26 protein-coding genes are annotated in these 25,866 nt (G+C 62.3%); 15 read left to right on the forward strand and 11 right to left on the reverse strand.

Annotated features, from left to right (window positions below; translation table 11 throughout):
• The first annotated feature begins 127 nt into the window (after positions 1–127).
• Genes AC3WJP_RS05475 through AC3WJP_RS05485 form a run of 3 tightly spaced genes read left to right on the forward strand, consistent with a single transcriptional unit; the run spans position 128 to position 2,259 of the window.
• Complete coding sequence (locus tag AC3WJP_RS05475) at positions 128–871, forward strand: SDR family NAD(P)-dependent oxidoreductase (protein WP_493720215.1); 744 nt, start codon at positions 128–130, stop codon at positions 869–871.
• Between the two features lie 12 nt (positions 872–883).
• A complete protein-coding gene (locus tag AC3WJP_RS05480; RefSeq protein ID WP_493720216.1) occupies positions 884–1,285 on the forward strand; it encodes a VOC family protein in 402 nt (133 codons plus the stop codon).
• Positions 1,282–2,259, forward strand: a complete 978-nt coding sequence (locus AC3WJP_RS05485; RefSeq protein ID WP_493720217.1) for a saccharopine dehydrogenase family protein — start codon at positions 1,282–1,284, stop codon at positions 2,257–2,259. Before AC3WJP_RS05480 ends, AC3WJP_RS05485 begins: the two co-directional genes overlap by 4 nt.
• 16 nt (positions 2,260–2,275) lie before the next feature.
• Here AC3WJP_RS05485 and AC3WJP_RS05490 read toward each other — a convergent pair whose 3' ends face one another.
• Entirely contained in the window at positions 2,276–3,154 is an 879-nt protein-coding gene (locus AC3WJP_RS05490; RefSeq protein WP_493720218.1) for an AraC family transcriptional regulator, read from the reverse strand.
• Positions 3,155–3,353: 199 nt separating this feature from the next.
• On the opposite strand from AC3WJP_RS05490, the gene AC3WJP_RS05495 reads away from it, so the two are divergent.
• Positions 3,354–4,103 carry an SDR family oxidoreductase gene (locus tag AC3WJP_RS05495; RefSeq protein ID WP_493720219.1) on the forward strand — a complete coding sequence of 250 codons (750 nt, stop codon included), beginning with the start codon at positions 3,354–3,356 and terminating at the stop codon, positions 4,101–4,103.
• A gap of 49 nt (positions 4,104–4,152) precedes the next feature.
• Here the strand turns inward: AC3WJP_RS05495 and AC3WJP_RS05500 are convergent, their stop codons facing one another.
• Entirely contained in the window at positions 4,153–5,145 is a 993-nt protein-coding gene (locus AC3WJP_RS05500; RefSeq protein WP_493720220.1) for a LysR family transcriptional regulator, read from the reverse strand.
• Positions 5,146–5,213: 68 nt separating this feature from the next.
• Between AC3WJP_RS05500 and AC3WJP_RS05505 the strand changes: the two genes are divergently transcribed.
• On the forward strand, positions 5,214–5,963 hold the full coding sequence (locus AC3WJP_RS05505; RefSeq protein ID WP_493720221.1) for an SDR family NAD(P)-dependent oxidoreductase: 750 nt from the start codon (positions 5,214–5,216) through the stop codon (positions 5,961–5,963).
• A 35-nt stretch (positions 5,964–5,998) separates the two neighbouring features.
• Here the strand turns inward: AC3WJP_RS05505 and AC3WJP_RS05510 are convergent, their stop codons facing one another.
• The gene (locus AC3WJP_RS05510) at positions 5,999–6,271 is read right to left on the reverse strand and encodes a hypothetical protein (protein WP_493720222.1); all 273 of its coding nucleotides are present in this window, start codon (positions 6,269–6,271) and stop codon (positions 5,999–6,001) included.
• A gap of 295 nt (positions 6,272–6,566) precedes the next feature.
• On the opposite strand from AC3WJP_RS05510, the gene AC3WJP_RS05515 reads away from it, so the two are divergent.
• Positions 6,567–6,998, forward strand: a complete 432-nt coding sequence (locus AC3WJP_RS05515; protein WP_493720223.1) for a PACE efflux transporter — start codon at positions 6,567–6,569, stop codon at positions 6,996–6,998.
• 12 nt (positions 6,999–7,010) lie between these two features.
• On the opposite strand, the gene AC3WJP_RS05520 is transcribed toward AC3WJP_RS05515, so the two are convergent.
• Positions 7,011–7,820, reverse strand: coding sequence for a phytanoyl-CoA dioxygenase family protein (locus AC3WJP_RS05520; RefSeq protein ID WP_493720224.1), 810 nt, complete (start codon positions 7,818–7,820; stop codon positions 7,011–7,013).
• 399 nt (positions 7,821–8,219) lie between these two features.
• Here AC3WJP_RS05520 and AC3WJP_RS05525 point away from each other — a divergent pair, with 399 nt between their 5' ends.
• From AC3WJP_RS05525 to AC3WJP_RS05540, 4 genes are read left to right on the forward strand one after another with little or no spacing between them, the layout of a single operon-like run.
• Positions 8,220–9,071, forward strand: coding sequence for a transporter substrate-binding domain-containing protein (locus AC3WJP_RS05525; RefSeq protein ID WP_493720225.1), 852 nt, complete (start codon positions 8,220–8,222; stop codon positions 9,069–9,071).
• A 9-nt stretch (positions 9,072–9,080) separates the two neighbouring features.
• On the forward strand, positions 9,081–9,743 hold the full coding sequence (locus AC3WJP_RS05530; RefSeq protein WP_493720226.1) for an amino acid ABC transporter permease: 663 nt from the start codon (positions 9,081–9,083) through the stop codon (positions 9,741–9,743).
• The gene (locus AC3WJP_RS05535; protein WP_493720227.1) at positions 9,740–10,399 is read left to right on the forward strand and encodes an amino acid ABC transporter permease; all 660 of its coding nucleotides are present in this window, start codon (positions 9,740–9,742) and stop codon (positions 10,397–10,399) included. Before AC3WJP_RS05530 ends, AC3WJP_RS05535 begins: the two co-directional genes overlap by 4 nt.
• 50 nt (positions 10,400–10,449) lie before the next feature.
• A complete protein-coding gene (locus AC3WJP_RS05540; RefSeq protein WP_493720349.1) occupies positions 10,450–11,211 on the forward strand; it encodes an amino acid ABC transporter ATP-binding protein in 762 nt (253 codons plus the stop codon).
• Positions 11,212–11,256: 45 nt separating this feature from the next.
• Here the strand turns inward: AC3WJP_RS05540 and AC3WJP_RS05545 are convergent, their stop codons facing one another.
• Complete coding sequence (locus AC3WJP_RS05545) at positions 11,257–11,778, reverse strand: MarR family winged helix-turn-helix transcriptional regulator (RefSeq protein WP_493720228.1); 522 nt, start codon at positions 11,776–11,778, stop codon at positions 11,257–11,259.
• A gap of 528 nt (positions 11,779–12,306) precedes the next feature.
• Here AC3WJP_RS05545 and AC3WJP_RS05550 point away from each other — a divergent pair.
• From AC3WJP_RS05550 to AC3WJP_RS05570, 5 genes are all read left to right on the forward strand, one after another.
• Positions 12,307–13,347, forward strand: coding sequence for a Rieske 2Fe-2S domain-containing protein (locus AC3WJP_RS05550; protein WP_493720229.1), 1,041 nt, complete (start codon positions 12,307–12,309; stop codon positions 13,345–13,347).
• A complete protein-coding gene (locus AC3WJP_RS05555) occupies positions 13,334–14,290 on the forward strand; it encodes a PDR/VanB family oxidoreductase (RefSeq protein ID WP_493720230.1) in 957 nt (318 codons plus the stop codon). Before AC3WJP_RS05550 ends, AC3WJP_RS05555 begins: the two co-directional genes overlap by 14 nt.
• Before the next feature lie 397 nt (positions 14,291–14,687).
• A complete protein-coding gene (locus AC3WJP_RS05560; RefSeq protein ID WP_493720231.1) occupies positions 14,688–15,953 on the forward strand; it encodes an amidohydrolase/deacetylase family metallohydrolase in 1,266 nt (421 codons plus the stop codon).
• Positions 15,953–17,515 (forward strand): oxalurate catabolism protein HpxZ, encoded by a 1,563-nt coding sequence (gene hpxZ / locus AC3WJP_RS05565; RefSeq protein WP_493720232.1) that lies wholly within the window; start codon positions 15,953–15,955, stop codon positions 17,513–17,515. The genes AC3WJP_RS05560 and hpxZ overlap by 1 nt, the downstream gene beginning before the upstream one ends.
• Positions 17,516–17,776: 261 nt before the next feature.
• The gene (locus AC3WJP_RS05570; RefSeq protein ID WP_493720233.1) at positions 17,777–19,384 is read left to right on the forward strand and encodes a gamma-glutamyltransferase family protein; all 1,608 of its coding nucleotides are present in this window, start codon (positions 17,777–17,779) and stop codon (positions 19,382–19,384) included.
• Between the two features lie 177 nt (positions 19,385–19,561).
• On the opposite strand, the gene AC3WJP_RS05575 is transcribed toward AC3WJP_RS05570, so the two are convergent.
• The 6 genes from AC3WJP_RS05575 to AC3WJP_RS05600 all read right to left on the reverse strand — a co-directional run bounded on the left by AC3WJP_RS05575 (position 19,562) and on the right by AC3WJP_RS05600 (position 25,860).
• The gene (locus AC3WJP_RS05575) at positions 19,562–21,163 is read right to left on the reverse strand and encodes a gamma-glutamyltransferase family protein (protein WP_493720234.1); all 1,602 of its coding nucleotides are present in this window, start codon (positions 21,161–21,163) and stop codon (positions 19,562–19,564) included.
• Between the two features lie 205 nt (positions 21,164–21,368).
• Complete coding sequence (locus AC3WJP_RS05580; RefSeq protein WP_493720235.1) at positions 21,369–22,667, reverse strand: OprD family porin; 1,299 nt, start codon at positions 22,665–22,667, stop codon at positions 21,369–21,371.
• 228 nt (positions 22,668–22,895) lie between these two features.
• Complete coding sequence (locus AC3WJP_RS05585; RefSeq protein WP_493720236.1) at positions 22,896–23,717, reverse strand: alpha/beta fold hydrolase; 822 nt, start codon at positions 23,715–23,717, stop codon at positions 22,896–22,898.
• A gap of 18 nt (positions 23,718–23,735) precedes the next feature.
• The gene (locus AC3WJP_RS05590; RefSeq protein WP_493720237.1) at positions 23,736–24,134 is read right to left on the reverse strand and encodes a RidA family protein; all 399 of its coding nucleotides are present in this window, start codon (positions 24,132–24,134) and stop codon (positions 23,736–23,738) included.
• A gap of 9 nt (positions 24,135–24,143) precedes the next feature.
• A complete protein-coding gene (locus AC3WJP_RS05595; protein ID WP_493720238.1) occupies positions 24,144–24,614 on the reverse strand; it encodes an aromatic-ring-hydroxylating dioxygenase subunit beta in 471 nt (156 codons plus the stop codon).
• Positions 24,601–25,860 carry a Rieske 2Fe-2S domain-containing protein gene (locus AC3WJP_RS05600; protein ID WP_493720239.1) on the reverse strand — a complete coding sequence of 420 codons (1,260 nt, stop codon included), beginning with the start codon at positions 25,858–25,860 and terminating at the stop codon, positions 24,601–24,603. Before AC3WJP_RS05600 ends, AC3WJP_RS05595 begins: the two co-directional genes overlap by 14 nt.
• Positions 25,861–25,866 lie beyond the last annotated feature (6 nt).

Genomic DNA, 25,866 nt, shown 5'->3' on the forward strand with positions numbered 1-25,866 from the left:
GACGCGGCTTGGGTCCGCAGTGCAAGCGAAAAGCAGAAACAGGCAAGTTTGCGGCAGGAACCGTCGTGCCCATCAAGCCCCAGTCCCTTACCGTGGAGGCTCATTCAACGGGCAGCGGAGCGAGATCATGGGCGTAATCGTCATCACCGGTGGCAGCCGCGGTATAGGTGCCAGTGCAGCGGAACACGCAGCGCAACGCGATATGGGCGTCATTCTCACCTATAACGCTCACCCAGAGGCCGCGCAGGCCGTCGTGCAGCGCATCGAGCAGGCTGGCGGTAAAGCAGTTGCGCTCAAACTCGATGCTGCCGACGTTTCCAGCTTCCAGGGTTTTCGCAGCACTGTGACCACGGTCCTTCAGGAAGTCTGGGGCACGAATGTGCTTGCGGGCTTGGTGAACAACGCTGGCTACGGCCTGTTCAATCCGCTGGAGTCGGTCACCGAGGCGCAGTTCGACGGGCTCTTCAATGTTCACCTCAAAGGGCCATTCTTCCTGACTCAGGCGTTGCTGCCAGTGCTGGGAGAGCACGCCAGCATCGTCAATCTGACCAGCGCCACGACCCGCGTGGCTACCGCTGGGGTAGCGCCTTATGCAGCCTTTAAAGGTGGGCTGGAGGTGCTTACCCGTTACATGGCCAAGGAGTTTGGCGAGCGCCGTATCCGCGCCAATGCGGTTTCCCCGGGTGCGATTCGTACCGAGTTGGGCGGTGGCCTCAATGATGAATTTGAAGCCCTGCTCGCCGGGCAGACTGCACTGGGCCGTGTGGGTGAGCCCGAAGACGTTGCACGGGTCATCGCCATGCTGCTGTCGCGAGAGGGCGCTTGGATCAACGCGCAAAGCATCGAAGTCGCTGGCGGCTACATCATCTGAGGAGGGTCACCCATGCTGGATCATATTTTCCTGTCGGTCAGCGACATTGCACGCTCTATAGCTTTCTATGAAGCGGCGCTCGCGCCGTTGGGCATCACCGCACGATTGGACTACGACGGAAAGGATGGCCCACCCGGGCATCCTGACTTAAAAGGCTTTGGCGCCAATGGGCGGATGTTCTTCTGGTTGCGTAAGGGCGTCGTCGAAGCGCGGGCGCTGCATGTGGGGTTCGTCGCACACAGCAAGGCTGAGGTTGAAGCCGCCTATGCTGCGGCGCTAGACAATGGCGGTGGTGACAACGGCGCACCTGACGCGCGTTTGCACTACGACCCCGACTACTACGCCGCCAATGTGCTGGACCCGGACGGGTACAGCCTGGAATTCGTCTTCAAGAACTGGCAGCACGTCCAATGAAAACACTTCTGATTTATGGCGCGACGGGCTATACCGGCCGCATGGCTGCCCAGCGGGCCAAGGCGCTGGGCCTGCCTTTCGAAATAGGCGGTCGCAATCGCCAGGCTCTGGTCGATTTCGCCGATCAACTTGAAGTGCCTTATCGTGTGTTCGAGGCAGACGCCAATGCTGCGCGTTCGCTGTCGGGCATCAGTGTGCTGCTGAACTTCGCAGGCCCCTTTGCGCATACGGCTACAGCTTTGATGGCAGCGTGCATCGAAGCCAAGGTCGACTACCTGGACATCACCGCAGAGATCAATATCTACCGGCTGGCCGAGCAATCAAGCACGCAAGCCGCCACCGCAGGAGTGATGCTGTTGCCCGGCGTTGGCTGGGATGTCGTTCCCACTGATAGCCTTGCGGCGCACGTTGCCCAGCGCGTCGTTAGTCCCCTGGCGTTGAGCATTGCACTCCAGGTGCCTGGGTCGATGTCGCGTGGCTCAGCGATGAGCGTCGGCGAGATCATCGGGGCAGGTGTGCTGGCGCGAATCGATGGCGAGCTGGTCGCGACACCGGATGCCCAGCCACGCCATTTTGATTTCGGTGACGGCGAGGTCTTGTGTGTGCCGTTGTCATTCGGCGATCTGGTAACCGGTTGGTATACGACACGGATACCGAACATCGCGATGTTCGTGCATATCTCCGACGATGCGTTTCCCGAGGGGGATTTGTCACTGCTGCCTGATGGTCCCAGTGCTCAGGAGCGTGATGCCCATCGAGCCCGCGCTGTGGTTGAGGTGATAGCGCAAGATGGCAGCAGGGTACGTTCGATGATCGAAACGGTGAACGGATATTCCTACACTCCGTTGGCGGCCATCGAGGCGGCGCGGCGTGTGCTGGACGGGGACCGTCGCCCCGGCTTTGCAACGCCTGTAGGCGTCTTTGGTAACGGGTTCGCCGAGAGTATTCCCGGGACGATCATCACCGACCTCTAGGCACGATGCCCCGTTTTCACGAAACAGGTTCTGCCAGGGCGGCGGGCGGCAGTTTGAATCTCGCCGCATCGCGCGCCGGCGGCAGACCGAACAATCGTGCGTATTCGCGGCTGAATTGCAAGGCGCTCTCGTAGCCCACGGTGTAGGCAATCGAGGTGGCATCTCGCGTGTCGAACAGCAGCAACCAGCGTGCCCTCAGCAAACGCAGGCGCTTCTGGTATTGGATGGGCGTCATGGCGGTGACCGACTTGAAATGGCGGTAGAAGGCCGCCACGCTCATATCCGCCATCTTCGCCAGTGGCTCCACGCGAAATGGCTCGGTGTAATGTTCGCGGATCCACTGGGTCGCCCGTCGAATTTGCGCCAGTCGACCCTCCGCGTGCGCAACGTCTCGCAGCACCCCGCCCAGTGGGCCCTGCAATGCGCGGAACAGGATCTCGCGCTCGACCATGGGGCCCAGCACCGCGGCCTCATGGGGGCGGTCCATCAATCGCATCATCCGCAACCAGGCATCGATCATTTCGGGCGGTGCCTGCACAGGTTCAAAACAGGAGCCGCCGCAAGGCTTGGCGGTGCCGTGATGTTCGATCAATAACGTCGAGATCACCACGGGATCCAGGGTGAGGCTCACAGCAAGATAAGGTTGGTCAGTGGCGGCACTGTGAATCTGCCCCGTCGCAGGCACATCCACGGGGACCAGAAAATAGCTGCCCGCCACGTATCGAGACACGGCATCCCCTATCGACAGCGTCTTTTGCCCCTGAAGCACCAGATGCAGCATGGGCTGATAGACCTGGTCGGCGCAGGCCTCGGCCCGGACCATTTGCACGCGAGGCAATCCCGTATCGGTCCACTTGTCGTGTGCGCGCATCACGATGCTGCGCAGTTCTGCCATTGCTTTGTCCATGGCGGGACGATGGCCCGGTTAGCGGGGCAGCGCAAGCCATGTGAGAAGAATAGGCAAGGATGTGCGAGAAACCGGCACACGCTGGAGCACCAGGAGGCGAATACTGGGGCACGCGGCTCGTTGCGTTTCGGCCAGAGGCCGGTGGCGACGAGCCTTCAGTAGAACCCACACTCAGAGAAAATCGAACATGAAACTCGAAGGAAAAATCGCGGTAGTCACAGGCGCCTCCAAGGGTATCGGCGCTGGCATTGCCAAGGCACTTGGGGCGCAAGGCGCGACAGTCATCGTCAATTACTCATCCAGCCAGATCGAGGCTGACGCCGTTGTCGCACACATCATCGGGCAGGGAGGCAGCGCCTATGCCTTACAGGCCGACATGAGTATTGGCGCCGATGTCGTGCGCCTGTTCGATACCGTAAAGTCTGAGCATGGAACCCTGGATATCCTGGTCAACAACGCGGGCGTGGCGGTGTTCCAGATGATCGATGACCTCACCGAAGAGGCCTTCCACAAGCAGTTCAACCTCAACGTGCTGGGCTACCTGCTGGCAGTGCGCGAGGCGGTCAAACTGCTGGGTGCCAAGGGTAGCATCATCAACATCAGCTCCATCCTCAGCACCGACCCCTACCTGGCCTCCAGTGTGTACTCGGCCACCAAGGGCGCTGTCGACACCTTGACCTTTGCTTTGGCGCGAGAGCTGGGCGTACGGGGCATCCGAGTCAATTCAATCCTACCGGGGCATACCAACACGCCCGGTACCCACGGCAACTTTGCGGGAGAGCTGGGCGAGAAGCTGTTGGCGGGAACGCCCCTAGGGCGCTTTGGTGAGCCGGAAGATATCGCTGCGCTTGCCGTCTTCCTCGCCTCCGAGGATTCGCATTGGATCACCGGAGAGTCCATTCGCGCTTCGGGCGGCGTGCGTGGGGTTGGTTACTGACCGTTGTGATTAGAGGGCAACACGTGAGGCCACGTGTTACCGATGTCATTCAAGCGATCACGTGCGGGTGCGCCGCAAAATACTCGACCAGCCAATCGACAAATGCCCGCACTCGCACGCTCAGATGCCGATTGGGCATGTACACCACCGAGAGGGTATTGGCGCGCGCCGACCAATCTTCCAGCACGGGAACCAGTTCGCCCGAATCCAGATGAGGCTGGACCATGAAGCGCAACGTATGGAGCACGCCCAACCCTGCCAGCCCGGCAGCCAGGTAGCCGTTGCTGTCGTTGACGGCCACCACATAGTTGCCTTCGATCAATATCTGCTCGTCACCTCGCACGAATTCGACCCGGTTGTGTTTGCCGGAGGAAGGGAATGCGTACCGCACCACCGGGTGAGTGTTCTCCAACTGCGAGGGATGGCAGAGCGGTTCGCGCGCAGCGAGATAGGCAGGGGTCGCACAGGTGACGAATTCCACGCTTCCCAAGCGACGGGCGATCAGGGAGGAGTCGCGAAGATCACCGCCGCGAATGACACAGTCGATGTTTTCGCTTGCAAGGTCTGCGGTACGGTCGCTGGCACCTATTTCGATCTGGATGTTGGGGTAGCGGGCGTTGAAGGCTGCGAGGGCCGGTATCACCAGATGCGTGGCAATGGTCGTGCCCATGTCTACCCGTATACGGCCTTTGGGATTGGCGTGGGTGAGGGCGATTTCCGACTCGACCTCCAGCCATTGGTCGAGCAACCGGTTCATCCGTTCATAGTAAACATCGCCTTCGCGGGTCAACGTCACGCGGCGGGTCGTTCGGTTAAGCAGCCTGACCCGCAAGTGCGATTCCAGGCTTTGGACCAGTTTGGTCACAACGTTGGGGTGCAGCTCGAGCTGCGTGGCTGCCCTGACGAAGCTTCCTGTCTCCACGATGCGATTGAACGCTTTTACGGCCAGAAAATAGTCCATGGGCAATCCGCAGCGATGAGAATCATCAATTATCACCCGTTCGGGGATTTTATATACCTCTTTGATCAGTTTATCCCGCATGGGATGGCGCCTACTGTGATTGCTCTGGCCTGCGACCCGCAGCGCTCACGTTTCATAAAGGACACCCCATGACTCAATTTTTGAAAGGTAAAGTGGCGCTGATTACCGGCGCATCACGCGGCATCGGTGCCGCTATTGCAAAGCGCCTTGCGGCGGAGGGAGCCGATATCGCTTTCAGCTACGCTAGCTCGCCAGAGCGTGCGAAGGCGGTGGCCAACGAGATTGAAGCCCTGGGCGTGAAGGTGTTGGCGGTTGCGGCCGATCAGGCGGATAGCGATGCCGTCGCTTCGTTTGTCCGCAAAGCACACGAGCACTTCGGTCGGCTGGACATTTTGGTCAACAACGCAGGCGTCTTCGTAACAGGCGTTATCGGCGATTCCCAGGTGGACATCGCCGAGCTGGATCGCCAGCAAGCCATCAATATCGGCGGTGTCGTCGCAGCAGTGCGCACAGCCGTGCCCTTGCTCACAGACGGCGGCCGTATCGTGTCGATCGGCACCATGTTCGCCATCCGCGCGCCGTTTCCCGGCATTGGCGACTACGCAGCCAGCAAAGCCGCAGTTGCCGCATATGGCCGGGCTTGGGCTAGGGATCTGGGGCCGCGTCATATCACCGTCAATACCATCCAACCCGGTCCCATCAACACCGAGCTCAACCCTGAGACCAGTGACATGGCGCCGATGGTCAAGCAGATGACGGCTTTGGGTCGATATGGCCAACCTGATGAAGTCGCCGCAGCCGTAGCGTTCTTGGTGGGTCCGGATGCTGCCTACATCACCGGTGCGACGCTGAATGTGGATGGTGGGCAGAACAGCTGAGTTCGGAATTTGGAGCTCGGTAATGGGCGTGTGCGCTATCGGGTCGTTTGCTGCTCTTTACCCAGCTCATGAGCAATGAACCGCCCCGCTGTCTGCGCGGCCTCGATCAGCCGTTTGCGCGGCATGCCGTTACACGCTGCGGACGATAGCCCGCGCAGGGTAATCGAAAGGTAGTCGGTAAGGCATTGGGCTTTTTCGGGCAGTGCCTGATCAAGATAATCCCGAATCACTTTGATGCCTGCTTCCGCCAACGTTTGCGCCATCTGGCGGGCCACGTCGTCGTCGGCGCGCATGCCCTCAGTGATCATGCAGCCTCGCAGCACACTGTCCTTTCCATACTGCTTTGCCGCTGCGGCTGAACAGATCGCCCGCCCCTGGCACATTCGGGTCCTAGGGCGTCAAGCGCGCGCCTTTGCCCAGTGTCTCCTCCATCGCGCCCTGGCCTTCGTCCAACCCGACGGCGGGCTTTGCCCGGGAAGGCGCACGTCCGGTCTCAGCAGGCGTCCTGATCGCACGCTAGCCCATAAGCTCGAGGTGGCCGTTCAGTCAACTTTTAGGCATATTGACCCGCTGCCATCACCCCGTTCCCCCGAGGCATCGGACATGCAAGGCGTCAAACGCAAGTTGGTCTTCGTCACCTTATTCGAGCTGATCGCTGTGCTCTGCAACACCCTGATTCTCACTGCCCTGGGCCACGACACTGCCCATTCCACGGGGCTGGCGATCGCCAGCTCGACCGTCGCCGTGGTGTGGAATCTGTGCTGGAACACCCTGTTCGAGTATTGGGAGGCGCGCCGCGTCGACCGCACCCGCACGTTTTTTCGCCGCGCCTTGCACGCCATCGGCTTCGAGGTGGGGCTACTGGGCGTGCTGGTGCCGCTGTTCGCCTGGTCGTTGGGCATCCCATTGCTGCAGGCTCTGGCGCTGAACATCGGGCTGGTGCTGTTCTTTCTGGTTTATACCTTCACGTTCAATCTGCTGTTCGACAAGGTGTTCGGGCTGCCGCTGTCGGCGCAGCAGCCTGAGGCTTCCTGAAGCAGCCCACCCTTAACCGCCCTTGACCTCCCCATCCCGATACTGCCCCCAGGCCTGGTGCAATTGCGCCATCGCGTCGGGGTCGTAATCGCAGGTCGGCAACGCTTCGGCGTCCCAGTGCCCGAATTTATCTTCCCCCCGCACCAGCGTCGCCCGGCGTCGGCCGATGGTCGAGGTCGCGTGGGTCGGAATATAAAAAAACGCAAAGCCGATGCGCCGGTCATCCGTGGTATTGCACCGCGAGCTGTGCGCCGTGCGTTCGTGGTGAATCGAGAACTCCCCGGCGCGCAGCGGCATCTCCACACCCAGAGAATCGTCCACACCCACCAGCGCCTGGCCCTTGGCGAGCATGTTGTCGGCGGCGAAGGTTTCCTCATGGCGATAATCCGGCTCCCGGTGGGTGCCGGGCAGCACCCGCAGGCAACCGTTTTCGGAGGTGGCATCAGTGAGCCCAATCCACACGGTCACTTCCTCGTGCGGCGTGAGGCCGAAATAGGTCGAATCCTGATGCCAAGAGACATAGCGCGGGTCATTGGCATTTTTGGCGAACACCGAGGCGCCGAACAGCAGGATATCCGGGCCGATGAGGTCTTCCACTGCATCGAGAATGCTCGGGTGGCGGGCCAGCTCGACGAAGGCCGGGGAGGCGAGGTGGGCCTTGATCTTCAGCGACCGGTTGGCATCTTCGCCCACATGCGCCTCGTAGTCCTCGATACGCTGGCGGTAGCTGGCCGCTTGCTCGGTACTGAGGGCTCGGAACGGGTAGACGTAACCGTGGGTTTGAAAGTGGTCGATGTGCGCGGGAGTGAGCAATTTAGCCATGGGAGCCTCTGTGTGAGCGACAGGTGGTGCGGCAACCGACCTAGCCAGAATCGTGCCCGGCGCAGCGCCCATTCATAAAGCCTTGGGATAACAAGCAGTTGCGAAGATGACTCGGCCATCCTGCGGGTGTCACGCCATTGGCAGGCCGTTTAGCTGGCTTATTAAGAGGCATACCACATATATCCTGGCTTGTTTTGGTGCGCGGCATGCCTGGGCAAAACCTTGGATGCAGCGCTTCAGGCACTGGAGATCGCCACACGTTGCGTGGGCGCGGCAAAACCACTGCTCGGGATAATATGTGGCATGCCACTTGCTTTGTCTGTTCCCAGCGCTGCCAGCGCCCCTAGCCCGGCCCATGACCCTGGACCGATCTCCTACAGATTCAGCAAGGACTCTCCCATGACTGCTCTATTGAACACTCTCACGCGCCGGCTGCGGATCGGTAAGTCGGTGATGGCGTTGACCGTCGCCATGACAGCGGCACTGAGCTACTCGGCGATCAGCCATGCGGCGACCCTTGATGAGATCAAGAGCCGCGGCTATCTGCAGGTGGCGACCGAGGATGACTACCGTCCGTTCGAGTTCATGGACGAGGGCAAGCCCACCGGCTATGACAATGAGCTGCTGACCCTGGTCGAGAAGCAGAGCGGCCTGAAGATTCGCCAGCAAGTGTTGCCCTGGGCGGGGATCCTGCCGGGCGTGACCACCGGCAAGTACGACATGGCGCTCTCCGCGGTACTGGTGACCACCGCCCGCAAGGCTACCTTTGACTTCACCACCCCTACGGCGCAGACCGCCACCTACTTTGCGACCAAAAAAGGCAGCCCGCTGGTCAACGCCGATGACCTAATCGGCAAAGTCGTGGGCGCCGAAACCGGCAGCGCGATGCTCACCGATCTGCAGGCCTTCGATGCCAAGCTCAAGGCCAAGGGCAAAGGACTGAAGGAGATCGTCGAATACCACGGCTACCCCGAAGCCTATCAGGACCTGGCCAACGGCCGCCTGGACGCCGTCGCCAACACCGACCTGTCGCTGACGGCGCTGGTCAAGGAGCGCGGGGACATGTTCGTCATGGCCAAGCCGATCGGCGAGCCGACCTATCTGGCCTGGGCCGTGGCCAAAGGCAACACCGACGTGCTCAAGACCGTCGACGCGGCGCTGCTCGAGCTGCGCAAGAACGGCGAAATGTACCGCCTGCAGAAGAAGTGGCTCGGCGCGAGCCATGAAAACATGCCCGTGACCGTGAACTGACCGACGTCCATGACTGCATACGACTACTGGAGCATCCTGCTCGGCGGGCTCTCGACCATCGGGGTCTCGCTGGTCAGCATCATCGTCGGCGTGCCCCTGGGGCTCGGCCTGGCGCTGGTGCGCTGGGGCAAGGTGCCGGTGGCGCGGCAAGTGGTGTTCACCTATGTGAGCATCATGCGCTCGTGCCCGGCGGTGACCTTGATTTTGCTGATCTTCTTCGCCTTGCCGCAGTTCGGCGTGTCCCTGGACCCGGCTGCGGCCGGCATCCTGGCGCTGACCCTGTCGACCGCGGCGTTCAACTGCGAGGTGTGGCGCGGCGCGCTGATCGCTTTCCCTAAGCAGGAATACGACGCCGCGCTGGCCTTCGGCATGCGCCGGGGCCAGCGGCTGCGGTTGATCGTCTTGCCCCAGGTGTGGCGTTCCAGCCTCCCGGGCCTGGTCAACGAAATGACCATGCTGGTCAAGTCCAGCCCGGCGGTGGCGGTGATCGGCATGGTCGAGATCACCCGCGCCGCGCAAAGGGTTGGCGCGCGCACCTACGACCCGCTGCCGCCGCTGGTGTTCGGGCTGTTGCTGTACTGCGTGATCGTCTACGCCTTGATCCGCCTGCAACGGCGTCTTGAGCGCCAGCGCAGCGAGCACGGCGACACCGCACCGAGGGCCGCCACATGATCAACGACTTCGTGACCATCTGGGGTCAGCTGCCGGACATCGCCACGGGCTTCGCCAACACCATCATGCTAGTGATCATCGCCGCCGCGGTCTCGCTGCTGCTGGGCATGGCGCTGACGCCCCTGCTGATGTCCTCGCGCCCCGGCATCGCGCGTATCGCCGGCGGTTTTTGCGACGCCATGCGCTGCGTGCCGTTTTTGCTGTTCGTGTATTTGATCTACTTCGCCTTGCCCAGCCTGGGCGTGCGCCTGTCCAACTGGACCAGCGGCTTACTGGCGCTGGTGCTGTACAACTCGGCCTACATCGCGCTGCTGTTGCGCGCGGCCTGGCGGGATCTGCCGGCGGACACCATCGAGTCGGCGCGGGCATTCGGTTTTCACGGCTTCAGCCTGGTGCGGCGGATCATCCTGCCGCCGGTGGTGATGCGCGCCATCCCGAGCCTGGGCAACCAGCTGATTCAGATCGTCAAGGACAGCGCGTTCTTGTCGATCATCGCGGTCGGCGAGCTGACCAGCGTGATGAACGCCATCCAGTCGACGTATTTCATTCCCTTTGCTGCGTTTCTCTCGGCCGTGCTGCTGTATTGGGTGCTGTGCCTGTGCATCGAGATACTGACCAGCCTTCTGACCCGCTACGCCGAGGAGCGCCGCACGTGAACGCATTGCATCCATCCCCCAGCCCCCAGGCCCTGGCAACGCCGGCCAAGGTGCTGCAGTTGCAGGGCATTTCCAAGTCTTTTGGCACTAACCACGTGCTCAAGGACGCGTCGCTCGATGTCCTGCAGGGCGATGTGCTGTGCCTGCTCGGGCCCTCCGGGTGCGGCAAGTCGACCTTGCTGCGCTGCATCAACTGGCTCGAACAGCCCGACGCCGGCAGCGTGTTCCTCAACAACCAGCGCATGGGCGTACACAAAGGCGGTGTGAAGATGAGCGATGCCGACCTGGCGCAGATGCGTTCACGCATTGGCATGGTCTTTCAGCACTTCGCCCTGTGGCCGCACCTGACTGTGCTGGATAACATCATTCAGGCGCCTCTGCATGTGCTCAAACGCGATGCCCGCGAGGTGCGTCAGGATGCGCTTGCGCTGCTGGCCAGGGTCGGCCTGGCGGACAAGGCCGCAATGTTCCCGGCGCGGTTGTCGGGCGGCCAGAAGCAGCGCGTCGGCATCGCCCGGGCACTGGCCATGAAGCCTGAGATTCTGTTGTTCGACGAACCCACCAGCGCCCTCGACCCGATGCTGGTGGGGGAGGTGCTGGAGGTCATGAGCGGGCTGGCGGGCGAGGGCGCGACCATGGTGATCGTCACCCACGAGATGGAGTTTGCCCGCCAGGTCGCCAACAAGGTGGTGTTCATGGACGCTGGCGCCATCGTCGAGAGCGGCGCGCCCGAGGCGTTCTTCTCGGCGCCGCAGACCATGCGTGCGCAGCAATTCCTGTCGCGTTTTCACGGCACCGCGCAAAGCCGTTGAGCCTCCACGCGGGACGGGGCCAATCCCGTCCCTTGCCTGGCAGTGTTAGTCATCCCCCCCTTTGCCCAGCCGAAACGGCGCACTGCCCTGGTGGTTGTTGGCCTCGACCAGCTTGATCAACTGCAGCAAGAACTGCGCGCGCTCCTCCTCGGGAATCCCCTCGACGGTGCGGTCGTGGGCGCGCTGCACGCTGGCGTCCATCTTCTTGAGCAGGTACAGGCCCTTGCGGCTCAACTTCACCAGCTTGACGCGACGATCCTCGGTGCTCTGCCGGCGCACCAGCAACTCCCGGGCCTCCAGGCGCGGTATCACCTCCGCGACACTGGTGCGCTCCAGGCCGATCTCCTGGGCCAGGGTGTTCTGGTCCATCTCGCCGTGAGTCCCCAACGCCGTCATCAGGCTGTATTGCACGGGGGTGATGTTGTGGTCGCGGGTTTCATCCAGGAACAGCCCGCAGTGGATCTGGTGCAGTCGGCGAATCAGAAAACCCGGCCGGCCGAGCAAGGCGGAGCGGCTGGTGGCCGCGTCCAGTTCGGCTTGTACGTCTTGGGTGGATGCTTGGCTCATAACAACTCGATCACTTGTCGAAAAGGGGAGGTGCGGGACCTCGGGAAGCATATCAGCTTGGTCGATCTGCCGGATCGACCACCAGTGGGATAACGGCCACTGCATAAAGCATACCGGGTGGGATGTGCCCGGTTCACGGTGGTGCAAGCCTTGCGGCGCGACCTTCTTGTGCTCATATAGGAGGCATACCACCTAAAATGTGCTCGCAGATGCAGCACGCCCGCTGCCGAGGAGGCGGCTCAATGGAACGATGCAACGCCGCCCCCAATCCTTGGAGTGGCCGAAACCGGGAGGCGGCGCCGGCATTTGCCCCCAGGCAATGTGCAGACAATAAAGGTGGCATACCACTTGCTTTGCTTTGCTCTGGGCAGGTGCGCTTATGCACCGCCTGACCTGAGGTCAGCGCGCTGGTGCGCTTCTTGCGTGAAACAACGCAGATCTGCTTGCCACCCATGGGCCCAAGGCCCGCGAATTGCTCGGCCGGGGCCGTGCCCGGTGTGTTCGGCTACTAAAACAAGGTGACCCCTGATGAATTGCAAAGAACACTTGAACCAGCTCGATGCACCGCTGGAACCGGCTTTGCTCAACGACTGGCACGTGGTTGCCAGCAGCGAAGACGTGGTAGCCGGCACCCTGTACCCGGTGACCCTGTTCGGCCGTGACCTGGTGGTGTGGCGCGACTCCAAGGGTCAGGCCTACGTCTGGGAAGACCTGTGCATCCACCGCGGCGCGCGGCTCTCCAAGGGCTTCATCGCCAGCGACAAAGTCGTGTGCCCCTACCACGGCTGGAACTACGACGGCACCGCACAGTGCACCCTGATGCCGGCCTCCCCCCACGAAACCCCGATGAAGAAGGCCAAGGCCATCCCCCATCACACCAAAGAGGCCTACGGCCTGCTCTGGACCTGCATCGGCGAGCCCGAGCACGACATCCCGCACTTCCCCGACTGGGATGACGCCAGCTACAAGAAGGTGGTCTGCGGGCCCTACACCTTCAAGTCCGGGTATCGGGCGCTGGAAAACTTCATCGACCCCACGCACTTTCCGTTCGTGCACGCCGGCGTCAACGGCCTGATGGACAACCCCGACCCGATCGGCGCCTACGACGTGTGGGAAGAAGACGGCGGCCTGGCCTCCTCGGAAGTCAAAGTGACCCAGCCCTACGGTGACCCGCGCGAAGTGCCAGTGATCGCCTACTACGCCTACAAATTGCTGCGCCCAGGCGTTGCCTACTTCAAGAAGCGCCTGGTGATCTCCGACCCCGAGCGCGCCCATCTGGGCAACGAGGCGGATCGCTTCTGCACCTTTTTCACCATGCAGCAGGTCAGCGAGACCGAGAGCATCGTGCGCATCGTCTGCGGCATGAATTTCGACCCGATGCCCACCGAGGCCGATGTGCGCCGCCGCCAGGACTTGGTTTATGCCCAGGACGCGGCGATCGTCGACACTCAGCGCCCGGAGCGTATCCCCACCGACCTGCGTCAGGAACTGCATCACCGCACCGACCTGTTGGGCATGAAGTACCGCGCCTGGCTGCGGGGCATGGGTATTCAATATGGAACGGTCTGAGCCCAACCCGCAGCGCTTGCGCCTGAGCGCCATGCGTTATGGCGCCGAGGACATTCTGCTCTACGAATTCGAAGCGCTGGATGGCCCGCCACTGCCAGCCGCAGAGGCTGGCGCGCATCTGGATGTGACCCTTCCGGGTGGGCTGATCCGCCAGTATTCCTTGCTAACGCCCCTGTGCGACGCGCAGCGGTATGTGGTGGGTGTCAAGCGCGAGGAGGGCGGCCGCGGCGGTTCGAAGTGGCTGCACGACAGCGTGCGCGTGGGACAGATGTTCGACGTCAGCGCGCCACGCAACCTGTTCGCCGTGACCCCCGGACAGGCGCCGGTGGTGCTGCTGGCGGGCGGCATCGGAATCACGCCGATCTATTCCATGCTCCAGGCACTGCGTACTCAGGGGCGCAGCGTACATCTACACTACTGGTGCCGCTCGCCAGCCCATGCGTTGTTCCGTGATGCGCTCAAGGATTGCGGCGATGTCAGCCTGCATTACTCGGCTGTGCCAGGGGCGGCGCGGACCTCGTTGGACGAGGTGGTGGCAGCAATGCCAGCTGATGCAGACGTCTATTGCTGTGGCCCGCAGGGCATGATCAATGCGCTTGATGGTCTCGCCGTGGGCCTGGGCGAGCGCTTGCATATCGAACGATTCCAGGCTGCCACACCCGCCGCAACCGCCGAGCAAGCCTTCACGGTAGTGCTGGCCCGCTCCGGTACTGAGGTGGCCGTCGCACCGGGGCAGAGCATCCTGGAAGCGCTGCTGGCGGCCGATGCGGACGTCATGTACTCCTGCGAACAGGGCATCTGCGGTGCCTGCGAAGTGAAGGTCATCGATGGCCAGCCGGTGCACTGCGACAGCGTGCGTTCGCCGGCTGAACATGGGCGCCATGGCACGATGATGATCTGCTGCTCGAGCAGTGCGTCTGGGCGGTTGGTGCTGGATATTTAAGGTGGTTTGCGCGTGATCGACCGTCTTCGTGGCGGTCTTTTTTTTGTGCGTTGAAAAGCTCTGGGTGGTGAAGATTGGGTGCTGCGGCGCCGTCGGATCGCCCTGTAGGGCCACTGTGGGAGCACCCCCAATCTCAAGACCTCATCGCACAGCTAGACGGAAAGAGAGGTATACCACGCAATGCGCTGTATTAGGGCGCCCCGTCATCAAATGGTGCGTGCATGCAAGACTGAGCAGCAAGCACTCGGAGTGACAAAGCAGGTATACCACATAGATTTACATAGATAAAAAACTATCAAAAACAGCCAGATAAAAGTTTATAGGCATGCTAAGCGTTATCGATGGCACGACCATTGCCTTGCTTCTGACACCTTCCCGATATGCCACGAAGATCCCCATGAAAAAGACCCTTCTGCACGGCGGACGCGTCATAGACCCCGCCAATTCCATCGATACCCTCTGCGATGTACTGGTGGTCGGTACGCGCATCCAGGCAGTTGGCCAACTGCGCTACACCGATGCCGCCACGGACGCCGAACTGATCGACTGCACCGGCGCGCTGGTACTGCCCGGCCTCATCGACACCCATAGCCACGTCTTCCAGTACGTCTCCGGGCGCTTTGGCCTCAACCCCGACCTGTGCGGCGTGCATTCGGGCGTCACCACCCTGGTCGATCAGGGCGGTGCCAGCTGCATGACCCTGCCCGGATTTCGCAAATTCATCGTCGAGCCGTCCCAGAGTCGCGTACTGGCCTTCCTCTCCGCGTATCTGGTGGGCGGGCTCGAAGGGCACTTCTATCCCGAGCTCTATCGCCCCGAATGCAGCGATGTCGAGGCCACCGTCAAGGCGGCCCTGGCCAACCGCGACATCGTCAAGGGCATCAAGGCCCACGCCGAGCTTGGCGGCTTTGCCCGCTGGGGCCTGGACGTGATGAAAAAGGCCGCGCAGATCGGCGAGCAGACCCGACTGCCGGTGTACATCCACTTCGGCCAGCTGTGGCCCATGCCCAAGGACGGTGGCCAGGAGGTCGACCCAGACTCCATCTTCCCGCAGGTGCTGACCCTGCTCAAACCCGGCGACGTGCTGGCCCACCCGTTCAGCCGCCATCCTGGTGGCTTCGTCGCCCAGGACGGCCAGGTTCACGGGCTGGTCGCCGACGCGGTCGCCCGTGGCCTGAAAGTGGACGTAGGGCACGGCTCGCACTTCAGCTACAAAATGGCCGCCAAAGTGCTCGAGGCCGGGATCGTGCCCAACACCCTGGGCTCCGACATGCACGGATACAACACCGAAGTCCCGCCGCCTGCCGGCACCCCCGACGAGCACCCCGATGAAGAACACCTGTTCAAGGGCACCTCGCGCTTCAGCCTGGTCTCGACCATGGTCAGCATGATGGCCCTGGGGCTGACGCTGGAACAACTCGTGCCCATGGTCACCACCCATGCCGCCGCCATGCTGGGCATGAGCGATGAACTGGGCACCCTGGGCGTGGGCCGCGAAGCCGATATCAGCGTGTTGTCCGATGCCCAAGGGCGCTGGCTGCTGCGCGACAACGAAGGCACCGAAGCCGTCGCCCAACGCATGCTGCAACCGCTGTTCTGCCTGCGTGCCGGCCAACGCTTCGATGCTGTTTCGCCGATTCTGCCCGTGCCCGAGGTCGCCTGATGGCCAGCGCCGCGACCGAGGAGCGCGCCCAGGCCAATGCCGCAGCGCTGGCACGCCTGTATCAGGTCAGACCTTACTGGAGCGCGGTGGTCAAGGCGCGCGAAGCCGTAGGCCTTGCGGCCATGACCCTGCTGCACGCCGGCCCACCGTTTCGCGATGGCGCACGTCCCAGTGCACCGGTGATGTCGTCGGCGGTGCTGTGCTGCCTGTACGAGGGCTGGGCGCGGGATCAAGCCGAAGCCCAAGCCATGCTGCTCGATGGACGTGTGCGTCTGCGGCCCGCGCAGGATTTCAATGTGGTCACGCCGCTGGCGGCAGTCATTTCGCCTTCGACCGCCCTGGTTGAAATTACCGATCAACGAGGGGCAGGGCGCCGTTGCTGGTCGCTGCTCGGCAGCGGGAGTGGCGCGCAGATCCGCTTCGGCACCCGTGACGAAGCAGTCCTCGAGCGCCTGCACTGGCGCGACGGCGATCTGTACCAGGCGCTGCAATCTGCCTTGGCTCAGGGCGCGGTGGACTTGTTCGAACTCGCCCGCGAAGCGCTTGCGGCTGGCGACGATCTGCACAGCAACACGGCCACCGCAACCGCAGCTTTGCAGCGCCAGCTCGCGCCGCGGCTGACTGACGCGCCCGCGGTAAGCGAGATGCTGCAACGCTCGCCGCTGTTTTTTCTGACCCTGTGGATGGGCGCCTGCCACCTCATGCTGGCGGCCGCCGCCAATGAGGGTGAAAACCCTGCGGCCAGCCTGGTGGTGGCGCTCGCCGGCAACGGGCACCAGGCAGGCGTGCGCCTGGCCGGCGCGCCCGAGCACTGGCACTGCGTACCCGCACCGACACCCCAAGGGCCGCGCATGGCCAATGGTGTGGCCTGCCCGATGCTGGGCGACAGCGGCGTGATCGATGCCGCAGGTTTTGGCGCCCAGGCCTGGGCCCACGGCGTAACGGTGGCGGCGGACATCGCCCCTTGGCTGCCAGGCGAGCAGGCCATCCTCGGGCCCTGGCGCATGGGCGCGCACCCGCTGTTCGGGCCGATGGGCCTGAGCAGCGCCGTCGACGCCGCTGCCATCGTCGCGACCACCATGCCCCCGCGCGTGGCCATCGCCATGCTTGATATCGAAGGCCACAAGGGCCTGCTGGGTCGCGGCGTGTGCCAGCTGCCGGCCGACCTGTTCGCTCGCCAAAGCGACGACCTGGCAATCAACGCCAGCGAGCCACTGGCGCAGTTGCACCACGCGTTCGAGCGCTATGAAACGGCCCTGACCAGCAATGATCTGACCGTACTCGACGAGCTGTTCTGGCACAGCGCACACACCCTGCGCTACGGCGCCAGCGAGCACCTGTACGGCATCGACGCCATCCAGGCGTTTCGCCTCGCCCGCCCGAGCGCAGGCCTGGAACGGCAAATCATCGAGCGCTCGCTGACCACCTTCGGTGATGACTTCGCGGTTGCCAACATGGTGTTCCAGCGCAAAGGGCGAGTCGGGCGCCAGACCCAAAGCTGGGCACGCCTGCAGGGCGCCTGGAAGATCGTCGCCGCCCACGTCAGTTGGAGCGACGCATGAATCCCTTGCTTCAACCGCGCCTGCACGGCGCTTTTGTCGCCGCTCCCAGCGCCTGTTGTGCCTGGCCGGGCTGGCCGGTTTGCCGCAGGTGGTGATGCCCTGGCGCACGTTGGCCCGCGCACCGGTCGGGCTGTCTGTACTGGGCGCGCGTTTTGCAGATGAATCTGTCCTCGCTTGCGCACGCGAGCTGTTCACCCACAGCGCGTTCGCCGACAACACTGGCCTCGACAGCGCCGTACCTTTTTCTCAAGGATCTCTTTGATGGCCCGTACCCTCAACCCGCAGCGCGGCACTCGCGCCATGGCCGTGGCCCCCCACTCGCTGGCCGCACAAAGCGCCCTGGCGGTGATGCGCGAGGGCGGCAACGCGGTGCAGGCGATGATCGCCGCCGCCGCGACCATCGCCGTGGTCTACCCGCACATGAACAGCATCGGCGGCGACGGCTTCTGGCTGATCTCGCGCCCCGGCCATGTTCCCGTAGCGCTCGATGCCTGCGGTGCCAGCGCGCTCGGTGCTTCGCTTGAGGGCTATCGCGCTCAAGGCCTGCAGAGCATTCCGTTTCGCGGCGGTCTGGCGGCCAATACCGTGGCTGGTACGCTGTCGGGCTGGCAGGCGGCAGACACCTGGCAGCGCGAAACCTTGGGCGGGCAGATACCCATGGCGCGGCTGTTGGAAGATGCCGTGCGCTACGCCCGTCACGGCATCCCGGTGACCGCCAGCCAGCAGCGCTGCACCCAGAGCAAGCAGGAGGAGTTACGCAACATCCAAGGCTTTGCGCAGACCTTCTTGCCCGCCGGGCAGGTCCCCCAGGCGGGTGAGGTGTTTTGCCAGCCGCGCCTGGTCGATACCTTGGAACACCTGGTCCGAGTCGGTCTCGATGACTTCTATCAGGGCGAACTGGCCCGCAGCATGGCGGCCGATCTGCAAGCGGCCGGCAGCCCGCTAGTCCTGCAAGACCTGCAAAACCACAAGGCTCAGTGGCGCACGGCGTTACGCCTGGATCACTCGCACGGCACGGTCTACAACTTCCCGCCGCCGACCCAGGGGCTGGTGTCGTTGCTGATCCTCGGCCAGCTCGACCACTTGCTCGACCCGCAAATGGACCCATGCGGCGCACCGTTCGTGCACGCCTGCGTCGAGTCGACCAAACGCGCGTTCGCCCTGCGGGACCGCTACATTACCGACCCTGCCTACATGACCATCGACCCTCAAAGCCTGCTCGACAGCGCTGCCCTGCAGGCCATGACCCACGACCACGACCCCCTGCGCGCTGCCACCTGGGGCAAAGGCGTGGGTCCGGCCGACACCGTATGGATGGGCGCCATCGACGCCGACGGCGTGGCGGTCAGCTTCATCCAGAGCCTGTACCACGAGTTCGGCAGCGGCATCGTCCTGCCGCAGTCGGGCGTCAATTGGCAGAACCGCGGCTGCAGCTTCTCCCTAGACCCCCACGCGCTCAACCCGCTGACGCCCGGGCGCAAACCCTTCCACACCCTCAACCCGGCCATGGCCCACCTGGCGGACGGCCGCACGCTGGTCTACGGCAACATGGGCGGCGACGGCCAGCCGCAGTCGCAAAGCGCGGTATTCAGCCGCATCGTGCATTTCGGTATGAATCCGCAAGCGGCGATCGCGGCGCCACGCTGGCTGCTGGGCCGTACCTGGGGCACGTCCAGTGACAACCTCAAGCTCGAGTCGCGCTTCACCCCGGAGTGCATCGCGGCGCTTGGTGGCTATGGCCACGAGCTTGAAGTGTTGGCTGACTACGATGAATCCATGGGGCATGCGGGGGCGATTGTGCGGCATGCCAATGGGTTGCTCGAAGGGGGAACTGACCCGCGCAGTGATGGAGGTGTGGCGGGGTGGTAGGTGGCGATTGAGGTCGGGGTGCGGCCCTTTGCTGCGGGCCTGTGCGGCTCGCCCTGGCCATTGGCCCCTCGCCAAGGCTCGCGCTCTTGATTAGTAAGGCGTGTGTTCCGGCTTGGGAATCGGTGGCTGGCCACGACGCGCCGTCCATACCAGCCGGCTCAATCTTCAGAATCAACCCTAAAACGCCGCAACAGCCCCATCAGAACGAGGGTCTGAACCGCCTTCCAGACTCCCATCAGGATGCCTTATCGCAGCTCCGGCATGCCCGCACACCTCGTCGAAATCATCCAGCATTTCCACTTCATGACCGCGATCTCGCAAGGCCTGTACCGTGCTTTGCGCAAATCGCCCCTCGAGCTTCAAGCTGTCGGAAGATTGTCCCCATGTGCGTCCTAGCAGCCATCGAGGCGCGCTAATGGCAGCCTGAGGATTCAGGCCGTGCACGACCGTGCGTGTGAATACCGCAGACTGGCTTTGCGGCTGGCCGTCTCCGCCCATATTGCCGTACACCATGGTGCTGCCATCGTTGAGATGCGCCAAGGCTGGGTTCAGGGTATGGAACGGCTTCTTACCAGGGCGCAGGAAATTGACGTGGGCTGGGTCAAGCGAAAACGAGGCGCCACGGTTCTGCCAATTGATGCCGGTACCGCTTAGCACAACGCCTGATCCGAACTCGTGATAGATGCTCTGGATCATTGACACCGCATTGCCGTGACGGTCGATGACGCCCATCCACACGGTGTCCGCCGGACCCTTGCCGGCGCCGAAGGCAGCGGCGACTTGAGGATCGATGGCATCGGCCATGGTGTTCAGAGCATCGGCGTGTAAAAAGCTCGCAGGGTCTACCCGCATGTGCAGCGGGTCGGTGATGTGCTGGTCACGCACCTTGAAAGCCTGTTTGACCGCTTCAACCGCGCTATGCACGTAGTCGGCACCCAGATGATCTGTCTGGCTGCCGGGCAGGCGATCCATGATGCCGAGGATCAGCAGCGACACCAGCCCCTGGGTGGGTGGCGGCATGTTGAACACCCGCCCATGGCTGTGCTGCAACTCCAGCGGCGTGCGCTCGATGGCCTGGTGGGCATGAAAGTCCGCAAGCCGTAACGGACTGCCCAGTTGTTGCAGTTCATTGGCCATTCGCTCGGCAAGATCGCCTCGGTAAAAATCTGCCAGACCCTGTCTGGCCAGGTGTTCGAATGTGTCGGCCAGGCGCGGCTGGCGGAACAGGCTGCCTACGCTGGGTACCTGCTCCTCGATCAAAAAGGTTTCAGCGAACCCGGCGACATCCAGCAGCTCGGCGTGTTTGGCCTGCGTGCTGCGCTGCTGGCTGGCGGTCACCGGCACACCGTGGCGGGCGTAGTCGATGGCGTCCGCCAGCAGTCGTGATAACGGCAGACGCGCATCGAGATGCTCTCGCGCTATGTCCAGGCTGCGCTCCCAGGCACTGACAGTTCCCGCCATCGTCAGCGCTGCCGAAGGACCTCGAAAAGGGATCGCCGACTGACCGCTAAAGTGCTCATGGCTCGCGTTCCGGGCTGCGGCGCCACAGCCTTCGATGCCGATGACCCGCGGCCCGTCGGGTGTCGCAAGCGATAACAGCCAGAAGCTGTCGCCGCCAATGCCGTTCATGTGTGGATAGGCCGCCGCGATGGTCGCGGCGGCTGCGACCATCGCTTCCACGGCATTGCCGCCTTCACGCAGCACCGCCAGCGCAGATTGTGACGCCAGGGCGTGAGGCGCAACTGCCATGCCATGACGGCCTCGAACAGGATTAAACATAAGTGGCCTCACACGCGTGGCTCATACCGTTGACAGCCGTCGTCTGCACGGGCCGCGGCGAGTCCAAGGCTTCGGCTCCCCCGGCCGGCGTACCGGTGAGCAGGGGATAGCTACCCAGGTTTTTTTCCATGGTGGATTACCTTCGGATGCACAGTTGATTTGGGCGTTCGCCAGCTTGAGCGGCTGGCGAGCGATGCGTGACGGATTATAGGATGCTGATCGGGTACTCGACGATGATCCGGAAATCGTTGACGTCGCCGTTCAAGTCATCCGTGGAACGATAGAAAGCCTGGCGAAGCCGGAACGAAAGATCCTTGGCGGCTCCGTCCTGAATGACGTATTTCAAGTCCAGGTCGGTTTCGCGTTCGCTTGCGTCACTGCCACTGCCCATGTCGATTTTCTGGCCGTCGACGAAGCGTGCGCCGAAGGTCAGGCCGGGTATGCCGAGGGACGCGAAATTGAGAAGGTACGCCAACTGCCAGGAGGCTTCGTCTTTGTTGTTGAAGTCCGAATACTGGATTGAGTTGCTCAAAAAGATCGAGCCGCCTCCGTCAGGACCGTAGACGTAGCCCACGGGTCGGCCCGTTGCGCTCAGGTAACCGCCGTTCGATTTTTGATAAGCGACGGTGAACTTGTGAGCGCCGAGGCTATAGGCCAAGGCGCCGCTCCAGATGGTGTTGTCTTCACTGCTGCCCGTACCGGTGTATTTGGAATCATACTGGGTGTGATACAAGTTGAAGTTAGTAGCCAGTGAGCTGTTTTCACCCGTTGCCCAGTTATAATCGAAACCGCCGTAGTATTTGCGGAATACGTCATCGAGATTGGAGTAGTACAGCGCGGCGTTCGCGTTTTTATTGAAGTTGTAAATGCCGCCGGCAAATACCGCTTCCTTCAAGCCGACACTGTCATGACTGGCATATTGTTGACCTTTGATGGAGTCGAACTTACCCCCATGCAAGGTCAGGCCGTCGATCTCGTTGCTGGTTACGAACACCCCGCGGGCGGTTTCCGGGACGATTCGCGTGTCGTCGGTGGCGAAGACCGGCAATGTCATGACCTGGTCGCCAGCTTTCAATACCGTGTTGGAAATGCGCATTTTAGCCGCCACGCCCAGTGACGAGAACTCGTCGACCGGCTTGCCGTTATCCTGCACCGGAACCGTGTAGACCCCGCCGATACGGCCTGGGCCGCTGTCCAGCGTCACCCCCATCAAGGCGATGGCGTCCACCCCGAAGCCGACGATGCCTTGAGTGAAGCCGGACTGGAAGTTGCCGATCAGGCCGTTCGCCCAGATTTCGCCATAAGGCGTGCGCTCACCTTTATTGTCGACCGGCGAATTGCCGCTGCGAAAATCCCGGTTGATGTAGAAGTTGCGTTCCAGCACATTCAACTTGCTGCCGGCGAGAAACCCGCTGGCTTCGGATTGATCACTGGCCTGTGTCCATTGACTACCGACAGCGGCCGAAGTGGCCAGTGAAAGAGTCATCCACTTTATTGCGCGCATACAAACAGCTCCCGACTTTTTTTGAAGTAAGTGATAAGAGTGGCAAGGGCAGTGTTGAGTGTGTCTTCAGACTTATTGTTATCGTGAGTCAAGCTTTCTTATTGTTCAGGCAGCAGTGTGCCGTCGGCCGATGGATGAGACGTCGGCCCAGGGTGCAGAACGGCTAAATCAATGGCAGGCCGACGGTACTATTCAGTCGCCGACGACCCTGAAGCGATATGCCAGTGATCAATGCAACTTGGCGAGGAACGCCAGCAGTGGAGGATCAAAGGCAGTTGGTTTTTCAAAATACGGCGCGTGGCCGGCACCCTCGATCAACAGCAGTTCGGCGCCGCCCAACAGGTCGCGGCATTGCTCGCCGACACTGACCGGTACTGCCTTGTCCTCGGCTCCCCACACCAGGCGGATGTTGTCGGCCGGGTAGAGCGCAGCCAGTTGTTTGGCGACGTAGTCATGTTCCAAGCCTTCGACCACGTAGTTGCCCATGCGCACGAAGCTGGCATTGGCGCCTGGGGAGTTGTTGATGCGCCATTCTTCGTCGATCAGCGCATCGGTCACCAGCGCTTCATCGGCGATGACGAACTTCAGCTTGCCCTTGATTTCTTCCCGGGATGTGGCTTTGACGCTGCGCTGGATGCCTTGCGCGGCTTCCGTGCTCAACGGTGCGATACCGAGTGCGCCGACCAGCATCAGGCCGGGCACGCGCTCCGATATCAGCGTCGCCGCGTAAGCGCAGATGTGGCCGCCCAATGACGTGCCGACCAGGACCGCCTGCTCGATGCCGAGGGTATCGAGCAATGCCACCAGATACCGCGCCAGGCCTGGCACATCGCCGGGGGCTTGCGGGTCGCCTTTGGCGGCCAGTCCGTGTCCCGGTAGATCGAACGTCACCGCGCGATAGCCCGCGTTACCGATGCGGCTGACCGTGCCGCTCCAGCGATCGCAACGGGCGCCGAGGCCGTGCACGAACACTACGGCCGGGCCACTGCCGGCTTCGATGACGCGGGTCAGAGTGTTGTCGACAAGTAATGGGTATTGAATGGTTTGCATGGTCGATTCCTTGAAAAATCAGGTGCGCTGAAGTCGAGCAATGGCCTCGACTTCCAGACGTGCGCCGGGGGTGATCAGGCCGCTGACTTCCACCAGGGTGCTGGCGGGGCGGCTGTTGCCGAAGTACTGCTTGCGCACAGCGTTGATCGCTGCGCGGTCGTTGACGTCGGTGAGAAACAGCGTGACCTTGAGAATGTCGGCGTACGCCGCGCCCTGCGCGACGAGTACCTGTTCGAGGCGGGCGAACACTTGCTCTGCCTGAGCCCGTGGGTCGTCGCCGCCCACCAGGTTGAGTTGATCATCCAATGGCAGGATGCCGGAAACGAACAGCAAGTCGCCAAAGGCCACGGCATCGCAGTAATGACTCAGCGGCGGGCCCATGCCGGGGACGAATATTTCTCGTTTGGTTGCAGTCATCACAGGGTCCTAGATGGGGGTGGCGAGCAGCGAAGGCACTGCACCGGTGTCGACGATCACTCGCTTGCTGGCGAACAGCAGGCGGCCGTCCACTTCGCGAATCAGATCGTCATAGCGACCGACGCTGTATAGCGTGCTCACGCCTACTTGATTGGTCTGAAACAGGGCGTAGTTGGCACCCACACGCCAACCGTCGTCGGTGCCCTGGACGTGCAACTGAGAGAGGATGTGGCGATCGGTGTGGATGTGATAAATGTTCGCCTCGCGCAATGACATCACGCGGTCGGCGATCTGGTTGCGGTTCTCGCACAGCATCAGCGGCAAGGCAAAACCCTGCGCCAGGTTTTCCCTGGAAATGATCTCGTAGCGGCCGTCCGGGGTGAACAGTTCTACCCATTCTTCGAGACGGTCTTCATCGATCATTCGCGCATATTGGTCCAGCAGCATCTGCAGTTCGAAGTAACGTTCAGGCATTGGCATGTGTGTCGGCTCCCGGCGTGATACCCATCAGTTCGCAGTAGTGCATCCAGAAGCCACGCATCGGCGCTTCGGTGACCAGGTTGTCCTGGTCGCCAACCGGCCCGCGGCCGCCGAATTCAACGAACGCATGCTTGTCTTCGTCGGCGGCGATGGCGCGGTGCACGATCTCGATGGCTTCGCCGTCTTCCATGGAAACCAGGCCGCCGGGGCCGACCAGATTGGACATGCGCAGACGATGCTGATCCATTGAGGTGTCATCGTCGGTGTAGCCGTAGAAAGTCCAGAAGATTTCGAATTCGCTCACCGACTTGGTGCGGATCTGCCGTACCGCCAAGGTGTTGCCGATCTGCTGGAAGATGCAGTTGGGGAAGATCGAGGCAATGGTCAGGTTGTAGTCGTCGGGAAACTCCTTGCGGTATTGCAGCAGGCTGCCGTCCTTCAAGGTCAGTTTGTTGTTTTCCCGTGGGGTCGAATACTCGGCGTCGCTGTTGTTCTTGCCCATGTCCTGAGCAGCCCACGACATGTTGTGTCGGGCTTTTTTATCGACCATGGCGCCACCGGTCTGGTTAAGGCGCGCGATGCCAAAGGTGATCTGGAACATGTGCAGCAGGCCGCCATGGTTGGGGTCGCGCAGGTTGTCGGTGTACAGCTTCCAGTTGCCGTGGATGCGCTGGCGCTGATACCCAAGGATCTTGATCGGGCGGTTGAACAGACGCTTGAGCTGATTGACGAAGGTGGTATCGAGGAACTCCTCGAGGGGTTCCAGCTGCTGGGCGAATGTGCCGAAGATCACGCCGTTGAGCGTTTCTACGCGCATCTTGCGCAGGCAATGCTCTTTCTTGTCGAAGTCCTCCGGCAAGCCGCCTTTGCCTTCCACGCCGCGGGCAAACGGCACCCCGACCAGGTTGCCTTCCAGGTTGTAGCCCCAGTGGTGGTAGCAGCAAACGTGGGACTTGGCGTTGCCATGGATCAGGCGCTGCACGGTGGCGCCGCGATGCGCGCAGCGATTGACGAACGCATGGACTTTGCCGTCGCGGGCACGGTTGACGATGACCGGGATGTCACCGACCTCAATGGTGCGGAAGTCACCCACGTTGGGGATTTCCGCTTCCAGCGCCAGGTAGTTCCACACCGGCCCTTGAAAGATTTTTTCCTGTTCCAGCGTGTACACGTCGGGATCGCGGTACATGCCGTAGGGGATGCGAGTGCAGTCGGCCTTCGGCCATTGGTAGTCGTGAGGGCTCATGTTGAC

It is taken from the genome of Pseudomonas sp. GW821-FHT01A09, assembly GCF_058986725.1.